This is a genomic window from Waterburya agarophytonicola KI4 (genome assembly GCF_020640915.1).
GTDB classification, from domain to species: domain Bacteria; phylum Cyanobacteriota; class Cyanobacteriia; order Cyanobacteriales; family Xenococcaceae; genus Waterburya; species Waterburya agarophytonicola.
The window spans coordinates 39,649-55,729 of the sequence record NZ_JADWDC010000029.1 but is presented as its reverse complement, the minus strand read 5'-3'; the positions used below and the strand labels follow the sequence as shown (position 1 = coordinate 55,729).

Below are 16,081 nucleotides of genomic sequence, written 5' to 3'. Positions count from 1 at the left end.
ATCGCTCTTTTTTTTCCCTGATTATAACCTAAACTAGGTGCGTCTAAGCTTATCAACAAATCCAGTTGAAGGACAAGAAAATATTAGTAAGGCTTGTGGCTATGCCACTAAATCCAATAACAACAGCCTTATTTTGAGAGGGAAGGGGGGTATTCCCGCACCTCCAGGTTTAACCTTAGATTCTCAAAGCATCTCAATCAATGGTGCAACTAAGCCAAAATCAACAATCCCTGACGCTATAGACACTAGCAAAGGTAAAATACAGCCAGCAAGAGGAATTAAGGTTACTGATTCTGGAGAGATTATTTTAACAGCATACCGCACAAATAATTCAGGCGATCGCTTGACCCAAATCAAACGCAATTGCATTTAATATCTCGTAGGGGCGAATGGCTATTCGCCCCTACATAATCGTGTGGTTTTTATTTAAAATAACTATATGAGTCAATATTTAGTTATCAAACTGTCGCCATCTGTCGCCATTGCTTTTAAATTAAATATCTTTTCGATAATATCAGCCACAACTTTATCGGGAGTCGAAGCACCAGAAGTAATACCGACAGTGATTTTCCCTTTTGGCAGCCAATTTTCTGCCACAGTTATATCTTGTCCTAAAGGCTTATGTTCCAAGCGATCGCGACTTGTAATTCGTTCTACACTATCAATATGATAGGAAGGGATATTATATTCCACTGCAATTTCTTGTAGGTGGGTAGTATTAGAAGAATTAAAACCACCGATAACTATCATTAGAGATAAGTCTTCTTTAACCAAATCGAACATCGCATCCTGTCTTTCTTGGGTTGCATCGCAAATGGTATTAAAGCTCATGAAATGGTCGTTTAATTCTGCTGGACCATACTTTTTCAGCATAGTTTGTTCCAATAGTTTGCCAATATGCTCGGTTTCACTCTTCAGCATGGTGGTTTGATTGGCGATACCCACTTTTTCTAAATCTGTATCGGGATCGAATCCTTCAGAATATGCGCGCTCGAACTTAGTCAAAAACTCCTCTCTATCTCCACCATTAAGGATATAGTCAGTTACATATTTAGCCTGATCTAAATTTAAGACTACCAAATAGCGATCGGCAAAGGAACTAGTAGCAACAGTTTCTTCGTGGGCGTATTTACCGTGAATAATCGAAGTATAGTCGCGTTTTTTGTGTTTTTCTACGGAAGTCCAAACCTTAGATACCCAAGGACAGGTGGTATCGACAATTTTACAGCCTTTATCGTTGAGTAATTGCATTTCTTGGACGCTTGCACCAAAAGCGGGCAAAATGACCACATCCCCAGAATCTACTACAGTAAAATCCTTCTCATCATTAATAACTTCAATAAAACCAACGTTCATCTCGCGCAAACGCTGATTGACAGAAGGGTTGTGAATAATTTCGTTAGTAATCCAAATTTTTTCGGTAGGGAAATGCCGACGAGCTTCATAAGCCATCGCCACAGCCCTTTCTACACCCCAACAAAAGCCAAAAGACTCTGCCAAGCGGATCGTAACATCTCCATCAACATAACTATAATTGCGATCGCGGATCGTCTGGATCAGATCGCTTTGATACTCACTATTCATTGTCCCCGCAACTTCTTCCCCGTGTCCGAAGCTACGACGATGATAGTTTTCTGACTGTTGCAAAGAACGTTTAAAAGCTTTTGTATCTATTTTTCGATCGGTCATATTTTTTAAATTAAAGCAATTATTAACAGGATAATTTAGGCGATCGCATTATCAAAAACCCCATTCACATCTTACAATAAGAGTTCGATCGCCTCATCGGAATGTTGAAGCTAATTCACATATAGTTAGATAAAAAATCTCGAATATTCTATAGTTTGTATATATCTTCTTAAAATAATTTTTATGAGTCTACCAGAGGCAAACACTCCTTTATACAATCACACTTTACCAACTATTGAAGATTGGCTGCGGGCAAAAGGATGCGATCGCGATAATGATAATATTCACTGTTGGTATATCGATCGAACTTCTTGGAAAGCAGAAATCTGTCTGGAGATTGAAGAATTGACAGTACGTTATTTTGATACATCCGATATAAGTCAAAATAATCTCAGTCGTTCGTTTAAATATTCTTTGAGTCGAGAAGATGTAGAAGAGGCTGTTTTTGCTGGACCATAATCCTGAAGATCCTAAATCATATTTACCTTAAGTTTATCAATACAGTAATTGTTAGGTTTTCTTAACATTATTCCGAATCCCTTGCTAGAGATAGGTTCGTCACTTCTGCAAGATAAGAACCTTCCCCTTGTGTCAAGTTTAATTAACACTTTGTAACAAAAGTTGCTAGTATATTTACATAAGTTAATAAAAGCAACGGAGAAATATCTGTGCCATTTACTATCGATTCTGCTCGTAACATTTTCTCATCCAATACTTTAACTGCTGATGCAGTACCAGCTTTAACAGCTAGATTTAATCAATTGAGTGCTGAAGATCAACTAGCTTGGATTTGGTTTGCGTATTTGGAAATGGGTAAAACTGTCACTGTTGCTGCCCCTGGAGCAGCTAATATGCAGTTTGCCGAGCCTACTCTTGATGCAATTAAAGCAATGGATTTCCAAGCACAGTCGCAGGTAATGTGCGATTTGGCTAACCATACTGATACAGAAATTTGTCGCACCTATGCTACCTGGAGTCCTAATATTAAGCTAGGCTTTTGGTACAGACTTGGAGAATGGATGGAGCAAGGTATTGTCGCTCCAATTCCTGAAGGATATAAGCTTTCAGCCAATGCGAACGCTGTATTAACTACCTTACAGGGTTTAGACTCTGGTCAACAAATTACCGTCCTACGCAATACTGTAGTCGATATGGGTTTTGACACTGGTAAAATGGGCAACTTTCAACGTGTCAGCGAACCCGTTGCCCCTCCAACGGAAATTGCCAAAAGAACTGAAGTAACTATTGAAGGCGTTACTAATAGTACTGTATTAAACTACATGAATTTATTAAACGCCAATGACTTTGATGAGTTGATTAAACTATTTACAGAAGATGGTGCGTTGCAACCTCCTTTCAAAAAACCAATCGTTGGTAAAGATTCCGTCTTCAAATTTTTCAAAGAAGAATGTCCCAATCTAAAGCTCGCTCCCGAGCGTGGTGTTGAAGAACCCGCAGAAGATGGATATACTCAAATAAAAGTAACAGGAAAAGTACAAACTCCTTGGTTTGGTGCTGGTGTCGGTATGAATATGTCTTGGAGATTTTTGATTAATTCCGAAAACAAAATCTTTTTCGTAGCAATTGATTTGTTAGCTTCTCCCCAAGAATTACTCAAACTAGCTCGTTAAATAGAGCTTAATATAGGCTTTTTTAATAACTTCAAAGCCATGTCAAGTTTGTTGATTGTGGTTTTGAGGTATCATGCTTATATTTAAAAACATATATATTAAGTTAAAGTTCAAGATTAGTGTTAAAAGTGAGTAAAATAAAATGGTCTGAAGCGGAGGATACAATAGCCAAACAAGCTTTACAGAAGGCTTATACTAGAGAAACATCAGCTCTGATTGCGAATATTCGCGATCGCGCTGCCTCGATTACAGAATTGTCAGATTTGTGGTATTTACACGATTTATTAAGTACTAAAAGGTACGAAATAGATGGTAAATATACTTATGATTCCTCGGCTATTGTGTTTGACTTTGCCAAATTAATTAAACAAGGATGGCTTAGTCTTGAAGATTTAAAAGGTTTAAGCCCAGAAATATTATCTAAAATATCTGCATTGGCACGGATGTAAAAAACAAAAAACAATAGAACTCTTGCAAAAGTTTTTTATGATCAGATATAGGGTTAACTTTTTGATTGACTAAGAAAGAAACTGGGTAGAAGTATTCTATCGAGAATCAAAAGGGTGGTTAGGATTAAGTGAATACCAAGTTAAAAAAACACCTGTAGAAAGATCAAAGTCAATCCACAGGCATAATAAAACTATATTCAAAAGCTAGCTAATAGCTAATTGCACAGCGATTCTAAGCATCATCCAAAGCAACAATACCAGGAAGGGTTTTACCTTCTAGCAACTCTAAACTTGCACCACCACCAGTAGAGATGTGGCTCATTTTTTCAGCAACACCTACTTTTTCTACCGCAGCTACGGAGTCACCACCACCGATGATCGTGACAGCATCGGATTTACCTGCTAAAGTGTGAGCGATCGCTTCTGTCCCAGCAGCAAATTTATCGAATTCAAATACACCCATAGGGCCATTCCAAATAACTGCATTACAGTCAGCAAGAGCATCTTGGAATACTTTAATTGAATCAGGGCCAATATCTAGTCCCATCCAACCATCGGGAATATCATTAATGCTGACAGTTTTTGCATTAGCATCGGGAGCGAAGTTATCAGCTACGACAACATCAGTAGGTAACAACAATTGAACGCCTTGTTCTTTAGCTTTAGCTTCCAAAGATTTAGCTAATTCTAACTTGTCTTCTTCTACCAAAGAATTACCAACGCTCAAACCACGGGCTTTGTAAAAAGTGAATATCATACCGCCACCGATAAGCAACTTGTCGCACTTGTCGAGTAGGGTTTCGATTACGCCGATTTTACTAGAAACTTTTGAACCACCAATAATTGCAGCTAGAGGACGTTTAGGATTATCGACTGCATCTTGAAGATAGTCTAATTCTTTCTCGATTAAATAGCCAGCAACGCTAGGACTTAAATATTTAGTTACCCCTTCAGTAGAAGCGTGAGCGCGGTGCGCAGTACCAAATGCTTCGTTAACATATAAGTCAGCATTTGCAGCCAGTGCTTTAGCAAATTCAGGGTCGTTACTAGTTTCTTCACTATGGAAACGGAGGTTTTCTAGCAATACAACTTGACCGTTGCTCATACTATTAACAATAGAAGCAACTCCATCGCCTATACAGTCATCGCACTTAGCAACCTCTTGTCCGAGTAATTCGGAAAGTCTTTTGGCAACTGGAGTTAGACGCAATTCTTCTTTTACTTCACCTTTGGGACGACCCATGTGGCTACACAAGATTACTTTACCACCTTTACCAGTTAGATCCTTAATTGTAGGTAATGCAGCTTTGATGCGAGTATCATCTGTAATGTTGCCATTATCATCTAATGGAACATTAAAATCGGCTCTTACTAAAACTTTCTTTCCAGAAACATCTGCTTCTGTTAGACTCGCGACAGTCTTCTTAGCCATTGCGGTTTCCCTCCTAGTTGCTTGTTAAATAATTTAATAAAAATTTCCTATACATAAACAAAAGTTTAAATATTAGGACTACGATTAATCTACCAGAGGGGCTGCACTAAGGAAAGTATTTAAGATAGGAATTTTCAGCGTGAGGGACACCGAGGTTTCCTCGCCATGTCCAATCAAGCTGTTGGTAAACAAAGATTGTTGCTTAATGTGGCGTAGTACTTCTGAAGTCAAATACAAAGAGAATTTCTTGATAACCAAGCTAATTACTAAAGACAAATTCGCGATGAGTATTCGCGAATCATTTTGCTGTTTGTCCAAAGTCCAATAAGTAAGGAATATCTCGCAATTGAGAATATTCAATTCGGTGCTGTTGGATACCGCTTTCTATAAAGCGATCGCGACGTATTTCTGATAATCCCAAGTTTACAAATTGAGCTAATTCCTGATCGGATAAAGCCCAGGGAGGACCATCGGCAATAGTATCGTTGTCTCGGTGGCGAGTAATAATTAATAAAGTTCCCTTGATTGCTACAGTTAAAGCGATCGCTTTGATAACTTGCGATCGCACATTTAGAGGTAAGGCTTGAATATTACGACATTCATAAACTAGATCGAACTTATTTTGCCAATCGGAGTTTAACGCAAATAAATCTCCTACTTGATAATCTACCGTGGATTCGGGAAATCTCTTTTTACACCAAGCGATCGCACTGGAAGAAATATCAAAAGCGGTGACTCGATAACCAATACTAGCCAATATTTCGGCATCGTCTCCCAAGCCACAACCCGTTACTAAGGCAGATTTTCCTTTTGTTTGGGATGGATACTTGGCTAACCAATCTTGTAGATAGGGATGAGCCTGATTTTTTGCCCAGGGTACTTGCTCCGAATCCCCCCCAGCCTCAGCATACAAAGGTTCAAACCAACCAGAAGGATTTTTTTTGGCGATCGCTTCTTGAGACAAACTTGCTACTCTATCTCGCAGTGTTTTTGCTTGTTCTTCAAACATATTTTATCGATCCATATTAGACCTGTCTTAAAAATAGACAGGTCGATTAAGACTATTCTGCTAATTCCGAAAGTTGAGCGTTAAATTCTGCCAGTTTCAAAATTTTGGCGGTAATTGCCATGCTTTCTTCATAGAGCATTTCTCGACCCCATCTTTGTAACTGTTGACTCAGCAAGCTTTCAGTATTTTGATCCGATACGGGAGTCACCTGTTCGATATAGCAAGATTGCGCTCCACCACCAGCTTCCATCCGCATACAGCCTGTGGTGCTAGAGCAAAGCACGGTACAGCAGTCTGCATCCAAATTAGTCGAACTAAGACGCAAGCTAACCAAATCCCCTGGTATATCTCCCCAGTCAGCAGTCGGAATACCAGCTAACTCAGCTAAAATATCCCGTTGTTGATCGTCGATAAATTTGACTTTGCGAATATCGTAGTCTCCACCTTCAAATTTATACTCAACGGGCGTCCATTTGAGACGGCTAGCTAACCAACCCAAATACATTAAAGCTTGGGATTGATTGCCAAGTTCGTAGTCGATAGTTACTTCGTCTACTTCATAAATTTCTGATCGCCTTTCTGGAGGATCGAAAGCAGCAGCAGCCAATTCTTGCCAGGGGGCTAATCTGCGCCAGTTAATGTCTGCTAGGGCAGTATCTTCAGTCAGTAATTCCGCTAAAGATTTTAAATCGATTTCGGGTTGCACGAAACTACTAGAATCAAAAATTACCGTATCGCTGGCAGATACTAAGCGTTTGAATAAAGGATGTTCGGGAGTGGGGGTAGCTTTCCACCAGACAAACTTCGGTAAATCGGCGATCGCTAGTTCGGCAATAATACCACCAATTCTTTCTAATGCTTCGGCAGTACCGCTAAGGGTAATATATTCGCAACAAACCAAGGTATTTTTAGTTTGTTTGTTAATTGGGCAATAAGCCGAAACTTGAGCTTTTACCCCAACATCTTCCTCCAAAATAGGACAAAGAGTGATAATACGACAAGGGTTGGAAGCTGCGATCGCATCAGCGGTAATTCCCTCTGAGTCAGGAGTATAACTAATTGCTGCGGTTTTGTTTTCTGAGGTCAACTTGTCTTCTGCTTTAGCTTTAACAAATGCAGCTTGAAGCTTTTCGTGCAATGCAGTATCGGATTTACCCGTAGCTTCCATGCCATAGGCTTTTTGGGCTGCTTTAATCGCTGCTTTAATTCTAGGCCCTGCAATACCGTCAATTGGACCAGTATAAAAGCCTAAAGATGCCAATAACTGCTGCGTGCCGTCTGGCTCGTAGACAATTAAGCTAAAAGTAGCTGCTCTAGTTACTGCTGTGCCATCTTCGTCCGAACCTTGGCTTTGCCAAAGCGATCGCAATTCTGCTTCAATTTCATCGATGGATACGTCTTTTGGTGCTTGTAGAGATACTATTGGTGAAACCATTTTTCAAATAATCAGTAATTAGTAAAGTAATTATCAAAGTCTGCGCCAGCGACGTTTATCGCGGTTGAGCATCACTTCTGCTTCGGTTGGCTGCCATGTCCCTGCTTCATATTGAGGCATTTTACTAGGATCGCTAGGAGATTCCCACGCATTGATGATGGGCGTCACGATGTTCCAAGCAGCCTCTACTTCGTCAGCGCGAGTAAACAAAGTTTGATCTCCCAACATACAGTCTAATAACAGACGATGATAAGCATCGGCAGTAGTCATACCAAAGGACGAACCATAGCTAAAGTCCATATTTACCGTTCTCGTCCGCAGATCGGGACCAGGAGTTTTAGCTTCAAACTTCAAGGATATGCCCTCATTAGGTTGAATCCTCATGGTCAGAACGTTGGGACTGGTTTGTTGAGCTGCGGATTGAAAGATTAGTAGAGGTACTTCGCGGAAATGGATCGAAATCTCGGTCACTTTCTTGGGCATCCGTTTGCCCGTGCGGAGATAAAACGGTACACCTTTCCATCGCCAGTTATCGATCTCTAGTTTTAATGCCACAAAAGTAGGAGTTGTAGATTCTGGATTAACTCCGTCTTCTTGGCGGTAGCCCTTGACTGGCTGTCCTTTCATCCAACCATCAGAATATTGCGCCCGAATTGCTGATTGTTCTAGATTATTAGAGTCAGCGATATGAGTTGCTTGCAGTACTTTAGTTTTTTCGTTGCGAATACTATCTGCATCTAAAGCGTTAGGCGGTTCCATGGCTGTAATCGCAAATAGTTGCATCAAATGATTTTGCAACATATCTCGCAACGCGCCAGAGGTTTCATAATAACCCGCTCGTTCCTCTACTCCAACGGTTTCGGCTACAGTGATTTGAACGTGATCGACAAATTGACGATTCCACAATGGTTCAAAGATGGCATTGCCAAAACGGAATACCAATATGTTCTGAACTGTTTCTTTGCCCAGATAGTGATCTATGCGATATACCTGTTCTTCTTTGCAAACTCTCTGTACTGCGCGATTAAGGGATTTTGCCGTACTCAAGTCTTTCCCAAAAGGTTTTTCGATTACAATGCGATGCTTGACAGGATCGTCGAGCATTCCTGCGTTTCCTAGCTCTTTGAGGGCTGGTTTAAAGAATTTGGGCGATACTGCCAGATAAAAGACTCTATTGCCTCTAGTTCCCCGTTGAGCATCTAAATCTGCTAAGAAAGTTTTTAATTTTTCATAGCTTGCTGCCTCGTCCATGTTCCCCGAACAGTAGAAAATGCCATTAGCAAAATCTTTCCACAGTTCTTCGTTACCTACGCCATTACCAAATTCTTCTACACCTTCTTTGAGATGTTGTCGAAAAAAGTCATGAGTCCAATCTCTTCTTGCTACCCCGACAATAGTCATTTCTGGGGGCAAACGACGTTCTCTTCTGATTTGGTAGATGGCAGGAATCAGTTTTCTTTGGGTAAGATCTCCTGACGCACCAAAAATCACGATAATTGCAGGATCGGCAGTACGTTCTTGTTGTAAACCAACTCGTAACGGATTTTCTAATATTGCAACCATATTTTATTTATGGGTAATTTTTTTAAAGTTTTAAGTAACAATCTGGGTCAAAGGAAAAAAGGGAAAGGAGAAAAGGGAAGTTTTCCCCGTCGCCCTGTTAATTAAACTGCTGCTAATTGTTGGACTTTTGATTCGAGAGATGACATCAATGATTCAAAAGGTTTGATGAATTTATCGATACCTTCTTCTAATAATTCGTCCATCACTGCATCGAGATCGATACCAACAGCTTCATCTTTTAAGCCATCAATTACTTGTTGTGCGGATTCCAAATCGCTTTCAATCCGATTGGCAGGATCGCAATGATCGACACAAGCTTCAATAGTATTGGGAGGTAGGGTGTTGACTGTATCTATCCCAACCAACTCGTCAACATACATTACATCGCTGTATTCGGGATTTTTGGTACTGGTACTCGCCCACAACAAACGTTGTACTTTAGCACCTTTGGCAACAAGAGCTTCCCATCTATCGCCGTTAAAGATTTCTTTGTATTTTTGGTAAGCAATCTTGGCATTAGCGATCGCAACTTTACCTTTGATTGCTTCTAGTTTTGCCTTTGCTTCTCCTTTAGCAGAGGTTAGTTTGCTATCGATGCGATCGTCAATATTGCTATCAATACGACTGAGGAAGAAACTCGCCACCGAAGAGATTTTGCTAATATCTTCTCCTGCTGCTACTCTTTTTTCTAGCCCTTTGATATAAGCCTCGGCAGTATCGATATAGCTTTGGACTGAAAAGAGCAAAGTTACGTTGACGCTCATACCATCGGCGATCGCTTGTTCTACTGCGGGTAATCCTTCGGGAGTACCAGGAATCTTGATCATCAGGTTAGGGCGATCGATAGTTTTATAATAGCGACGAGCTTCTTTAATCGTACTATCGGTATCTTTCGCCAAGTCGGGCGGAACTTCAATGCTGACGTAGCCATCTAAGCCATCGGTTTCATCGTATACTGACATGAAGATATCACAAGCATTACGAATATCGGTAAAGACTAAATCTTCATAAATTTCTTGGACTGATTTATTCGATTTAATATTACTTTTGATCGCACTATCATATATTTTATTACCCGCGATCGCTTTTTCAAAAATAGCAGGATTAGAAGTAATTCCTCTAATTCCCTGATCGCTAATGGACTGTTTTAATTCTCCCGACTCAATAATGTCACGACTTAGATTATCCATCCAAATACTTTGACCGTATTGATTGCCAATTTCTACAATGGGATTAGACATAATAAATAATTCTCCTATTCATACTTACTTAACAACTAAAATTTGTAGCTAAACCAGAGCCTTTTCTTCTGTATCGCGACGCACTCGATCTTGAATAAAAGATTCAACCAAATCGACATCTTCCGTACTACCAATAAACAAAGGTGTCCGATAGTGTATTTTGTCTGGTACGACGCTTAAAATTCTCTCAAAGCCAGTGGTAGCTTTTGCTCCTGCTTGTTCGGCTAAAAATGCCAAAGGTGCAGATTCATATAACAATCTCAACTTCCCTTCAGGATTTTTCTCCGTACCTGGATAGAGGAACACGCCGCCTTGAAGCAGAATACGATGGAAATCTCCCACTAATGCACCGCTATAGCGAGAAGTGTATCCTTCGTGACGATGAACGTACCGAATATAGTCTCTAATTGATTCGTCCCATTGCCAATAGTTTCCTTCATTAACGCTGTAAACAGAGCCATGAGGGGGAATGATAATATTTTCTTGGGCTAGGATAAATTCTCCCAAACTGGGGTCGAGAATAAATGAATGTACGCCATTTCCCAGAGTGTAAACTAACACAGTAGAAGGGCCATAAAGAACGTAACCCGCTCCTATCTGGCGATCGCCATCTGTTAGTAAATCTTTAGCTTCGCCATCGAGATCTTCTCCCTCTTGTTGGCGTAAAGAAAAGATCGAACCTACATTGAGGTTAATATCTACGTTAGAAGACCCATCAATAGGATCGTATAACAAGGTATAGCGTCCTATAGGACAGTTTTCGGGGATATAATAGGGTTTTTCCATTTCTTCTGATGCTAAGCGACAAACTAAGCCACTTTGCTTGAAGACAGATATAAAGACATCATTGGCATAGATGTCCATTTTTTTAACTGATTCCCCTTGAACGTTGGTTTCTCCTGTAAAACCTAATGCTCCAGCCATCAAACCCGCTTTGCTCAAACGGCGACTAACCAATTTGGCAGCTAGCGCGACTCGATTCATGATGGCACTAACATCTTGTGCTTGGGTAGAGAAATCTGAGAATTGTTGCAATACATGCCTCGAAAGAGTTTGGCAATCTCGATCTAAGCTATATTCTGGAATGACAGCGTTGTCTGAATTTTCCATGAAATTAATATAAGTGAATCTTGTATATCTTGCCTTCTTAGCCTTCTTGATAAATAGATTGCGATCGAGGACAAGAGCTAGATAAATTAACTACGAGATTCGATAAAGCAAAAGTCTAAAGAATAGCGTTGTTATTAAGAGCAAAGTTTATTTAAAGCAAGGGAGGATTTTTCTCACCTGGTTAAATGGAAAGACGTAACCTCCAGTGTTACTTCAGATTTACTACACTCTCTATGTACTCATATTAGAAAGGGATTTCCCCTGAGACTCATAAGCTTAAGGCGAGCTTCAGGTTATTGATAATTTTGGCTGTTTTTGATACAAAAATTCATTAAGCGCAAACGTTTTTTGGCGAAGAAAGGAGATAGCTATTTTGCTTTGCTCTCCTTTGTCTAAAAGGTTGCTAATCTATATTAATTGATTGAGGGCGATCGCCACTATTGGGAGTCGCAGAATTATGATGACTGGAGGAATTATATCCCTGTTGTTCGAGCCATTGAGATAAGGGTTCTTCGTTCAGCTTCAACTGTAAAATGCCAGATACAAAACCTCCTGTAAAGGCGATTGGCTGTTGAATCAATTTTTGCAATGCAGGAGTCAATTCGCTTAAAAACATAAATCTCAGGGATAATTAATAAAGTTTTTGCCAGAAGTAAGTATTAAGGTTTTTGTTGGAAATTGTAGCGTAATTTAATGATTCACTGCATTGCGATCGCCATTATATTTTAATTTGATTGCGATATTTAACAAGGAATATAGAACTATTAAGTTAATCAGTTGAAACTTATACAAGGCTTTTCATTTTGATTTCAATTAGGTTTAATGCCAATAGTGGGTCTTTTTATTGCGGTTGCAATTTTTTAGCAAAAAGAAGATTCTATTGCTGAAAATAGTACACAATTTTGGAAACGGAAAGATGGACGAAGCACCTAAAAAAGACATCTTGCTGGCAGAACTAGAAAGAGAACGTTCTATACGCCGTACGGCAAGATTATTATCTGCCAAGCGATCGCGTATGATAGATGAACTCGACCGTCTTATTAGTCATCTTTCTCTACTCGTGGCTGTTCCTAGCAAAACTTCAGAAGGTTCTCAAACCGAAACAGACCTTTTGATTGAAGCTGCTAAAAGAATTGACGACCCTGTTTTTACTGATTTATTAATCCAGATTATCCAAGAACGAAAAAAATAAGTTCTTAAAAATCCTAAAATATTACAAAATATCAAGATTATTTGGCAAATTGGTTGACCAAAGTAAGGAATATCGTTATCATGATTAAGTCAACAAAAAATTGACGTTGCTGCGGATGTCGTATAGTGGTAATACCTTAGCCTTCCAAGCTAAAGCTAGGGGTTCGATTCCCCTCATCCGCTTACACTATATACAGTAGGGTTTATAGCCTTTCTAATATCGAGTCAAAAATGGGGTGTTTAACTATTCTGACCCATTTCTGACCCAATATCTCGGTCTTCATAATAACTTCACGCTACAGAAGCCCATATTTTGCATCTGTTTATTTCACCGATAGTTGAATGACTCACGCCATATATAGAAGCAATTTCGCGTTGAGTTAATCCTTGTTTAATCAGGTTTTTGATTTCAGCTACTTGTATTTCAGACAGCTTGGTTTTTCTTAACTTAGTTCTGTAAGCGTGTAATACATTATTACTGCCAGTAGCCCACTCTAGCTTGCCGACGTTATTGTCTGTCTTACAGCCGTTAATGTGATTCACTTCAAGTAAGTTACCTGGATTTGGAAGGAAAGCCTTTGCTACAAGCCTATGTATCACTATCATATTCCACATATAAATAGTGTGACCAAAATCAAACAAGAGATTGATTCAAATCACATTGCCTTGTATTACAAAAACATATATTGTTATATACAAGAACTTTGTTCTTGAGCTTTCCAATCTTGGTAAGCAAGTCATCGTCAGTGACTTTAATAACTTGATAAACGGCAAGTTTATAACTCCAGTTAATTTAGCTTGAGTTGATAACTTACTTCAGTCTTTGAAGAGGTTATTAAACTCGGAAAAATTAATCATATAGGAGATATTAAATGTCATTTAATCAAGAACAATTCCTAAATTCTAGTAATGAAGGAATCAATAATTCACAAAATAGTAAGCTAGAAGCAGTTGACGATTTTATCAGTCAATATGAAGCTCCTGAGCTAAGAGAAATATCCGAACAACAAACTCTAGGATTTTTGGAGGAATTCTTAAAACCCAGATTGCGTTATAACCTTCTAACTCAAGACGTTGAGTTGGATGGTCGAAGCTTGCGAAGACATGAAACTGAAACATTGAAGGTCGAAGACCGTATCCAGGTTCTCTGCCAGACAGAATATCAATCTGTATTCCAAAAGCCAAAAACATTCAAGAATGGCTTGATGGATATCATTAGCAACAATCACTATCATCCAGTAGAGAAATATCTCGAAGGCTTGAAACAAAATTGTGCTAATCCAGCAAACATTGATAACTTAGCTGAACGATATCTTGGCAATAATGACCCTTTATCTAATTTGCTATTAAAGAAAACCTTAATAGCTGCGGTTGCCAGAATATTTGACCCTGGGTGCGAAGTTCATTCTGTTTTAGCCCTCTATTCTCCCAAGCAAGGAATAGGAAAATCAAGGTTCTTAAAAACGCTAGCTAAAAACCAAGCTTGGTTTAACGACACTGTTCCTAAAATCTCGGTTAACAGAGACTTCTATTCCAAGCTTCATCGTCATTGGATAACTGAAGTGGGAGAAATTGACACCAAATTTGATAAACATCAAGAGGAGAAAATTAAGGATTTTATAACATCAACTAAAGATTCTTTTAGACCAGCTTATTCTGCTCAATTCCTTAATTGCCGTAGACGTTTCATCCTGACTGGAACAACCAATAATGGAAACTTTCTTAAAGACCAAACTGGCTCACGCCGTTATTGGATTGTGTCTGTTCTCAAGGACAAGATTGACATTCCTGCTTTGAAAAAAGAGGTAGATGCAATCTGGACTGCTGCTGTTGAAGCCTATTTCTCAGGCGAACAATGGTGGTTAACTGATGAAGAAGCTGAACTCGTCGAAGAATCCAATGCTTCGTATTGTTATCAACATCCTTGGTATCAACCAATTAAAAGTTATCTTGATGACCATAAGGACGATAAGTATATTCTGCCCAAGAATATTGCAGCCATTTCCTCTCTTGAAATTCCCAGGAAGGAAATAAATAAGCCTAGTAGCAAAGCTATCAAGGAGATTAGAACCTTATTGCAACAGAAGTTTGAATATGCTCCGAAGAAAATTAGCAATCAGCAGAGACAAAAATTGTTCGATGAACTAACAAATGATTCATCCCTTCGACCACAGGTAAGCAGTATCAAAGATATTCCTTATTCCATCTGGGTTAAGTTCGATGAATTATTTGAAAAAGACTCTGTTTAACGTCAACTAGATGAAACCAAGTTAGAGCAAGGGTTTTAGCTTGGTGAATTTAACAAAATTGACGTTAGGACAAAAATCAAAGTCAGGAATTTTCTATTTCGGTAGAGTTCCTGATTTTTTCTGTTTTGGGAAGATTTAACGTCAACTAGCCGAAAGCCATATATATCAGGGGGTATAGCTTCTAAGAAAAATATTAATTGACGTTACTTGTGTAGTGAAAAAGAAAAAATATTAGAACGCACTTCCTTTCATGAAGTGAGCAGCATCTTCTACGAAGAATGAGTAGCACTTCCTACGTCAGTGGGAACGGGTTGGCGTAAGCGGATTTGTATTAGCTGAGGATAGCTTATGGTGCAATGCCAGAATTGACATATCCAGGTAATACAAACAACCCGTAAACGCCGTAGGCTTGGAAGATTAAGTCAATAAGAAAGTTAACCATTTGTTTTACTGATTAAATCACTGTATATTTCCTGAATAACATAGTCGCACCATATTGATTGACCTGTCGTTGTTCTAGCCCAAATACACAAACCCATAAAATCTCGTTCTACAGTTTCACCTTTATCTTCTAGCTTGTTTAATAACCACTCACTGACTAACCAGTATTCACAAACCTCACAGTGGTAATCGGACAAGTCCCAATTGACATCACTAAAATACTCACGTATTGCATCAATTTTGTTTTCGTGGGTTGGTTCTACTGTGTAGTAATCATTGTCTTTGTCATAGACACCCCATAGATTATCTACGTCTGGTTGAACAACACAAATATTTTGGTTAATAGCCTTCTCTGCTTCATCCCAATCTGTTGAAGTGGTCAAGTGATAAAATTCTTCACGATACTTTTCTTGTTTGAGTAGTTCATCAACTAGGGGACTGATGAAATAGATTACTTCATTAGTTATTAATTCTCTAATTGTTCTAGTCATAATATTGATTTTTTAGTCAAGTAAATTAACAACAAAAAACCCGCCAGTTTAAAAGACATAGCGGGTAGAAGGTCTATTCATATTCAATTGTTGGAAAGTGTTTAAGAGGTCATTACTTCTAGAGCAATCTCGACTCTTTCAACTTGGTTG

The 16,081-nt window shown here is 39.0% G+C and carries 17 protein-coding genes and 1 tRNA gene; 7 read left to right on the top strand and 11 right to left on the bottom strand.

Annotated features, from left to right (window positions below):
• Positions 1 to 37: 37 nt before the first annotated feature.
• Positions 38 to 373 (top strand): hypothetical protein, encoded by a 336-nt coding sequence (locus I4641_RS12735; RefSeq protein WP_229640908.1) that lies wholly within the window; start codon positions 38 to 40, stop codon positions 371 to 373.
• A 71-nt stretch (positions 374 to 444) separates the two neighbouring features.
• Here the strand turns inward: I4641_RS12735 and I4641_RS12730 are convergent, their stop codons facing one another.
• Entirely contained in the window at positions 445 to 1,674 is a 1,230-nt protein-coding gene (locus I4641_RS12730) for a 4-hydroxy-3-methylbut-2-enyl diphosphate reductase (RefSeq protein WP_369426782.1), read from the bottom strand.
• A gap of 198 nt (positions 1,675 to 1,872) precedes the next feature.
• Between I4641_RS12730 and I4641_RS12725 the strand changes: the two genes are divergently transcribed.
• The 3 genes from I4641_RS12725 (at position 1,873) to frp (ending at position 3,769) form a co-directional block, all read left to right on the top strand.
• A complete protein-coding gene (locus tag I4641_RS12725; RefSeq protein WP_229640906.1) occupies positions 1,873 to 2,148 on the top strand; it encodes a DUF3143 domain-containing protein in 276 nt (91 codons plus the stop codon).
• Between the two features lie 209 nt (positions 2,149 to 2,357).
• Complete coding sequence (locus I4641_RS12720) at positions 2,358 to 3,320, top strand: orange carotenoid-binding protein (protein ID WP_229640905.1); 963 nt, start codon at positions 2,358 to 2,360, stop codon at positions 3,318 to 3,320.
• Positions 3,321 to 3,448: 128 nt separating this feature from the next.
• Entirely contained in the window at positions 3,449 to 3,769 is a 321-nt protein-coding gene (gene frp / locus I4641_RS12715; protein ID WP_229640904.1) for a fluorescence recovery protein, read from the top strand.
• Between the two features lie 232 nt (positions 3,770 to 4,001).
• Here the strand turns inward: frp and I4641_RS12710 are convergent, their stop codons facing one another.
• The 8 genes from I4641_RS12710 to I4641_RS12675 form a co-directional block, all read right to left on the bottom strand.
• Positions 4,002 to 5,201: a phosphoglycerate kinase gene (locus I4641_RS12710; RefSeq protein ID WP_229640903.1), complete on the bottom strand. Its 1,200-nt coding sequence runs from the start codon at positions 5,199 to 5,201 to the stop codon at positions 4,002 to 4,004.
• Between the two features lie 84 nt (positions 5,202 to 5,285).
• Positions 5,286 to 5,432, bottom strand: a complete 147-nt coding sequence (locus I4641_RS12705; RefSeq protein ID WP_229640902.1) for a hypothetical protein — start codon at positions 5,430 to 5,432, stop codon at positions 5,286 to 5,288.
• A gap of 67 nt (positions 5,433 to 5,499) precedes the next feature.
• Positions 5,500 to 6,210, bottom strand: a complete 711-nt coding sequence (locus I4641_RS12700; RefSeq protein WP_229640901.1) for a class I SAM-dependent methyltransferase — start codon at positions 6,208 to 6,210, stop codon at positions 5,500 to 5,502.
• 52 nt (positions 6,211 to 6,262) lie between these two features.
• Positions 6,263 to 7,645, bottom strand: a complete 1,383-nt coding sequence (gene opcA, locus I4641_RS12695) for a glucose-6-phosphate dehydrogenase assembly protein OpcA (protein WP_229640900.1) — start codon at positions 7,643 to 7,645, stop codon at positions 6,263 to 6,265.
• Between the two features lie 33 nt (positions 7,646 to 7,678).
• Positions 7,679 to 9,208 (bottom strand): glucose-6-phosphate dehydrogenase, encoded by a 1,530-nt coding sequence (gene zwf, locus I4641_RS12690; protein ID WP_229640899.1) that lies wholly within the window; start codon positions 9,206 to 9,208, stop codon positions 7,679 to 7,681.
• 101 nt (positions 9,209 to 9,309) lie between these two features.
• Positions 9,310 to 10,449, bottom strand: coding sequence for a transaldolase (tal, locus tag I4641_RS12685; RefSeq protein ID WP_229640898.1), 1,140 nt, complete (start codon positions 10,447 to 10,449; stop codon positions 9,310 to 9,312).
• Positions 10,450 to 10,497: 48 nt separating this feature from the next.
• Positions 10,498 to 11,559, bottom strand: coding sequence for a class 1 fructose-bisphosphatase (gene fbp / locus I4641_RS12680; protein WP_229640897.1), 1,062 nt, complete (start codon positions 11,557 to 11,559; stop codon positions 10,498 to 10,500).
• A 403-nt stretch (positions 11,560 to 11,962) separates the two neighbouring features.
• A complete protein-coding gene (locus I4641_RS12675) occupies positions 11,963 to 12,175 on the bottom strand; it encodes a ssl0294 family protein (RefSeq protein ID WP_229640896.1) in 213 nt (70 codons plus the stop codon).
• A gap of 300 nt (positions 12,176 to 12,475) precedes the next feature.
• Here I4641_RS12675 and I4641_RS12670 point away from each other — a divergent pair, with 300 nt between their 5' ends.
• Together I4641_RS12670 and I4641_RS12665 are read left to right on the top strand one after the other, a co-directional pair.
• The gene (locus tag I4641_RS12670) at positions 12,476 to 12,751 is read left to right on the top strand and encodes a hypothetical protein (RefSeq protein WP_229640895.1); all 276 of its coding nucleotides are present in this window, start codon (positions 12,476 to 12,478) and stop codon (positions 12,749 to 12,751) included.
• Positions 12,752 to 12,862: 111 nt separating this feature from the next.
• Positions 12,863 to 12,933, top strand: a tRNA-Gly gene (locus tag I4641_RS12665).
• A 108-nt stretch (positions 12,934 to 13,041) separates the two neighbouring features.
• On the opposite strand, the gene I4641_RS12660 is transcribed toward I4641_RS12665, so the two are convergent.
• Positions 13,042 to 13,293 (bottom strand): helix-turn-helix domain-containing protein, encoded by a 252-nt coding sequence (locus tag I4641_RS12660; protein WP_229640894.1) that lies wholly within the window; start codon positions 13,291 to 13,293, stop codon positions 13,042 to 13,044.
• Between the two features lie 329 nt (positions 13,294 to 13,622).
• Here I4641_RS12660 and I4641_RS12655 point away from each other — a divergent pair, with 329 nt between their 5' ends.
• Positions 13,623 to 14,999 carry a VapE domain-containing protein gene (locus tag I4641_RS12655; protein WP_229640893.1) on the top strand — a complete coding sequence of 459 codons (1,377 nt, stop codon included), beginning with the start codon at positions 13,623 to 13,625 and terminating at the stop codon, positions 14,997 to 14,999.
• Between the two features lie 434 nt (positions 15,000 to 15,433).
• Here the strand turns inward: I4641_RS12655 and I4641_RS12650 are convergent, their stop codons facing one another.
• A complete protein-coding gene (locus tag I4641_RS12650; protein WP_229640892.1) occupies positions 15,434 to 15,931 on the bottom strand; it encodes a hypothetical protein in 498 nt (165 codons plus the stop codon).
• Positions 15,932 to 16,081: the final 150 nt, after the last annotated feature.

Coding starts and splice junctions, on each gene's coding strand:
- I4641_RS12670 (WP_229640895.1), top strand. CDS start 12,476: ATGGACGAAGCACCTAAAAAAGACATCTTGCTGGCAGAACTAGAAAGA.
- I4641_RS12655 (WP_229640893.1), top strand. CDS start 13,623: ATGTCATTTAATCAAGAACAATTCCTAAATTCTAGTAATGAAGGAATC.
- I4641_RS12710 (WP_229640903.1), bottom strand. CDS start 5,201: ATGGCTAAGAAGACTGTCGCGAGTCTAACAGAAGCAGATGTTTCTGGA.
- tal (WP_229640898.1), bottom strand. CDS start 10,449: ATGTCTAATCCCATTGTAGAAATTGGCAATCAATACGGTCAAAGTATT.
- I4641_RS12700 (WP_229640901.1), bottom strand. CDS start 6,210: ATGTTTGAAGAACAAGCAAAAACACTGCGAGATAGAGTAGCAAGTTTG.
- I4641_RS12675 (WP_229640896.1), bottom strand. CDS start 12,175: ATGTTTTTAAGCGAATTGACTCCTGCATTGCAAAAATTGATTCAACAG.
- opcA (WP_229640900.1), bottom strand. CDS start 7,645: ATGGTTTCACCAATAGTATCTCTACAAGCACCAAAAGACGTATCCATC.
- I4641_RS12725 (WP_229640906.1), top strand. CDS start 1,873: ATGAGTCTACCAGAGGCAAACACTCCTTTATACAATCACACTTTACCA.
- fbp (WP_229640897.1), bottom strand. CDS start 11,559: ATGGAAAATTCAGACAACGCTGTCATTCCAGAATATAGCTTAGATCGA.
- I4641_RS12650 (WP_229640892.1), bottom strand. CDS start 15,931: ATGACTAGAACAATTAGAGAATTAATAACTAATGAAGTAATCTATTTC.
- zwf (WP_229640899.1), bottom strand. CDS start 9,208: ATGGTTGCAATATTAGAAAATCCGTTACGAGTTGGTTTACAACAAGAA.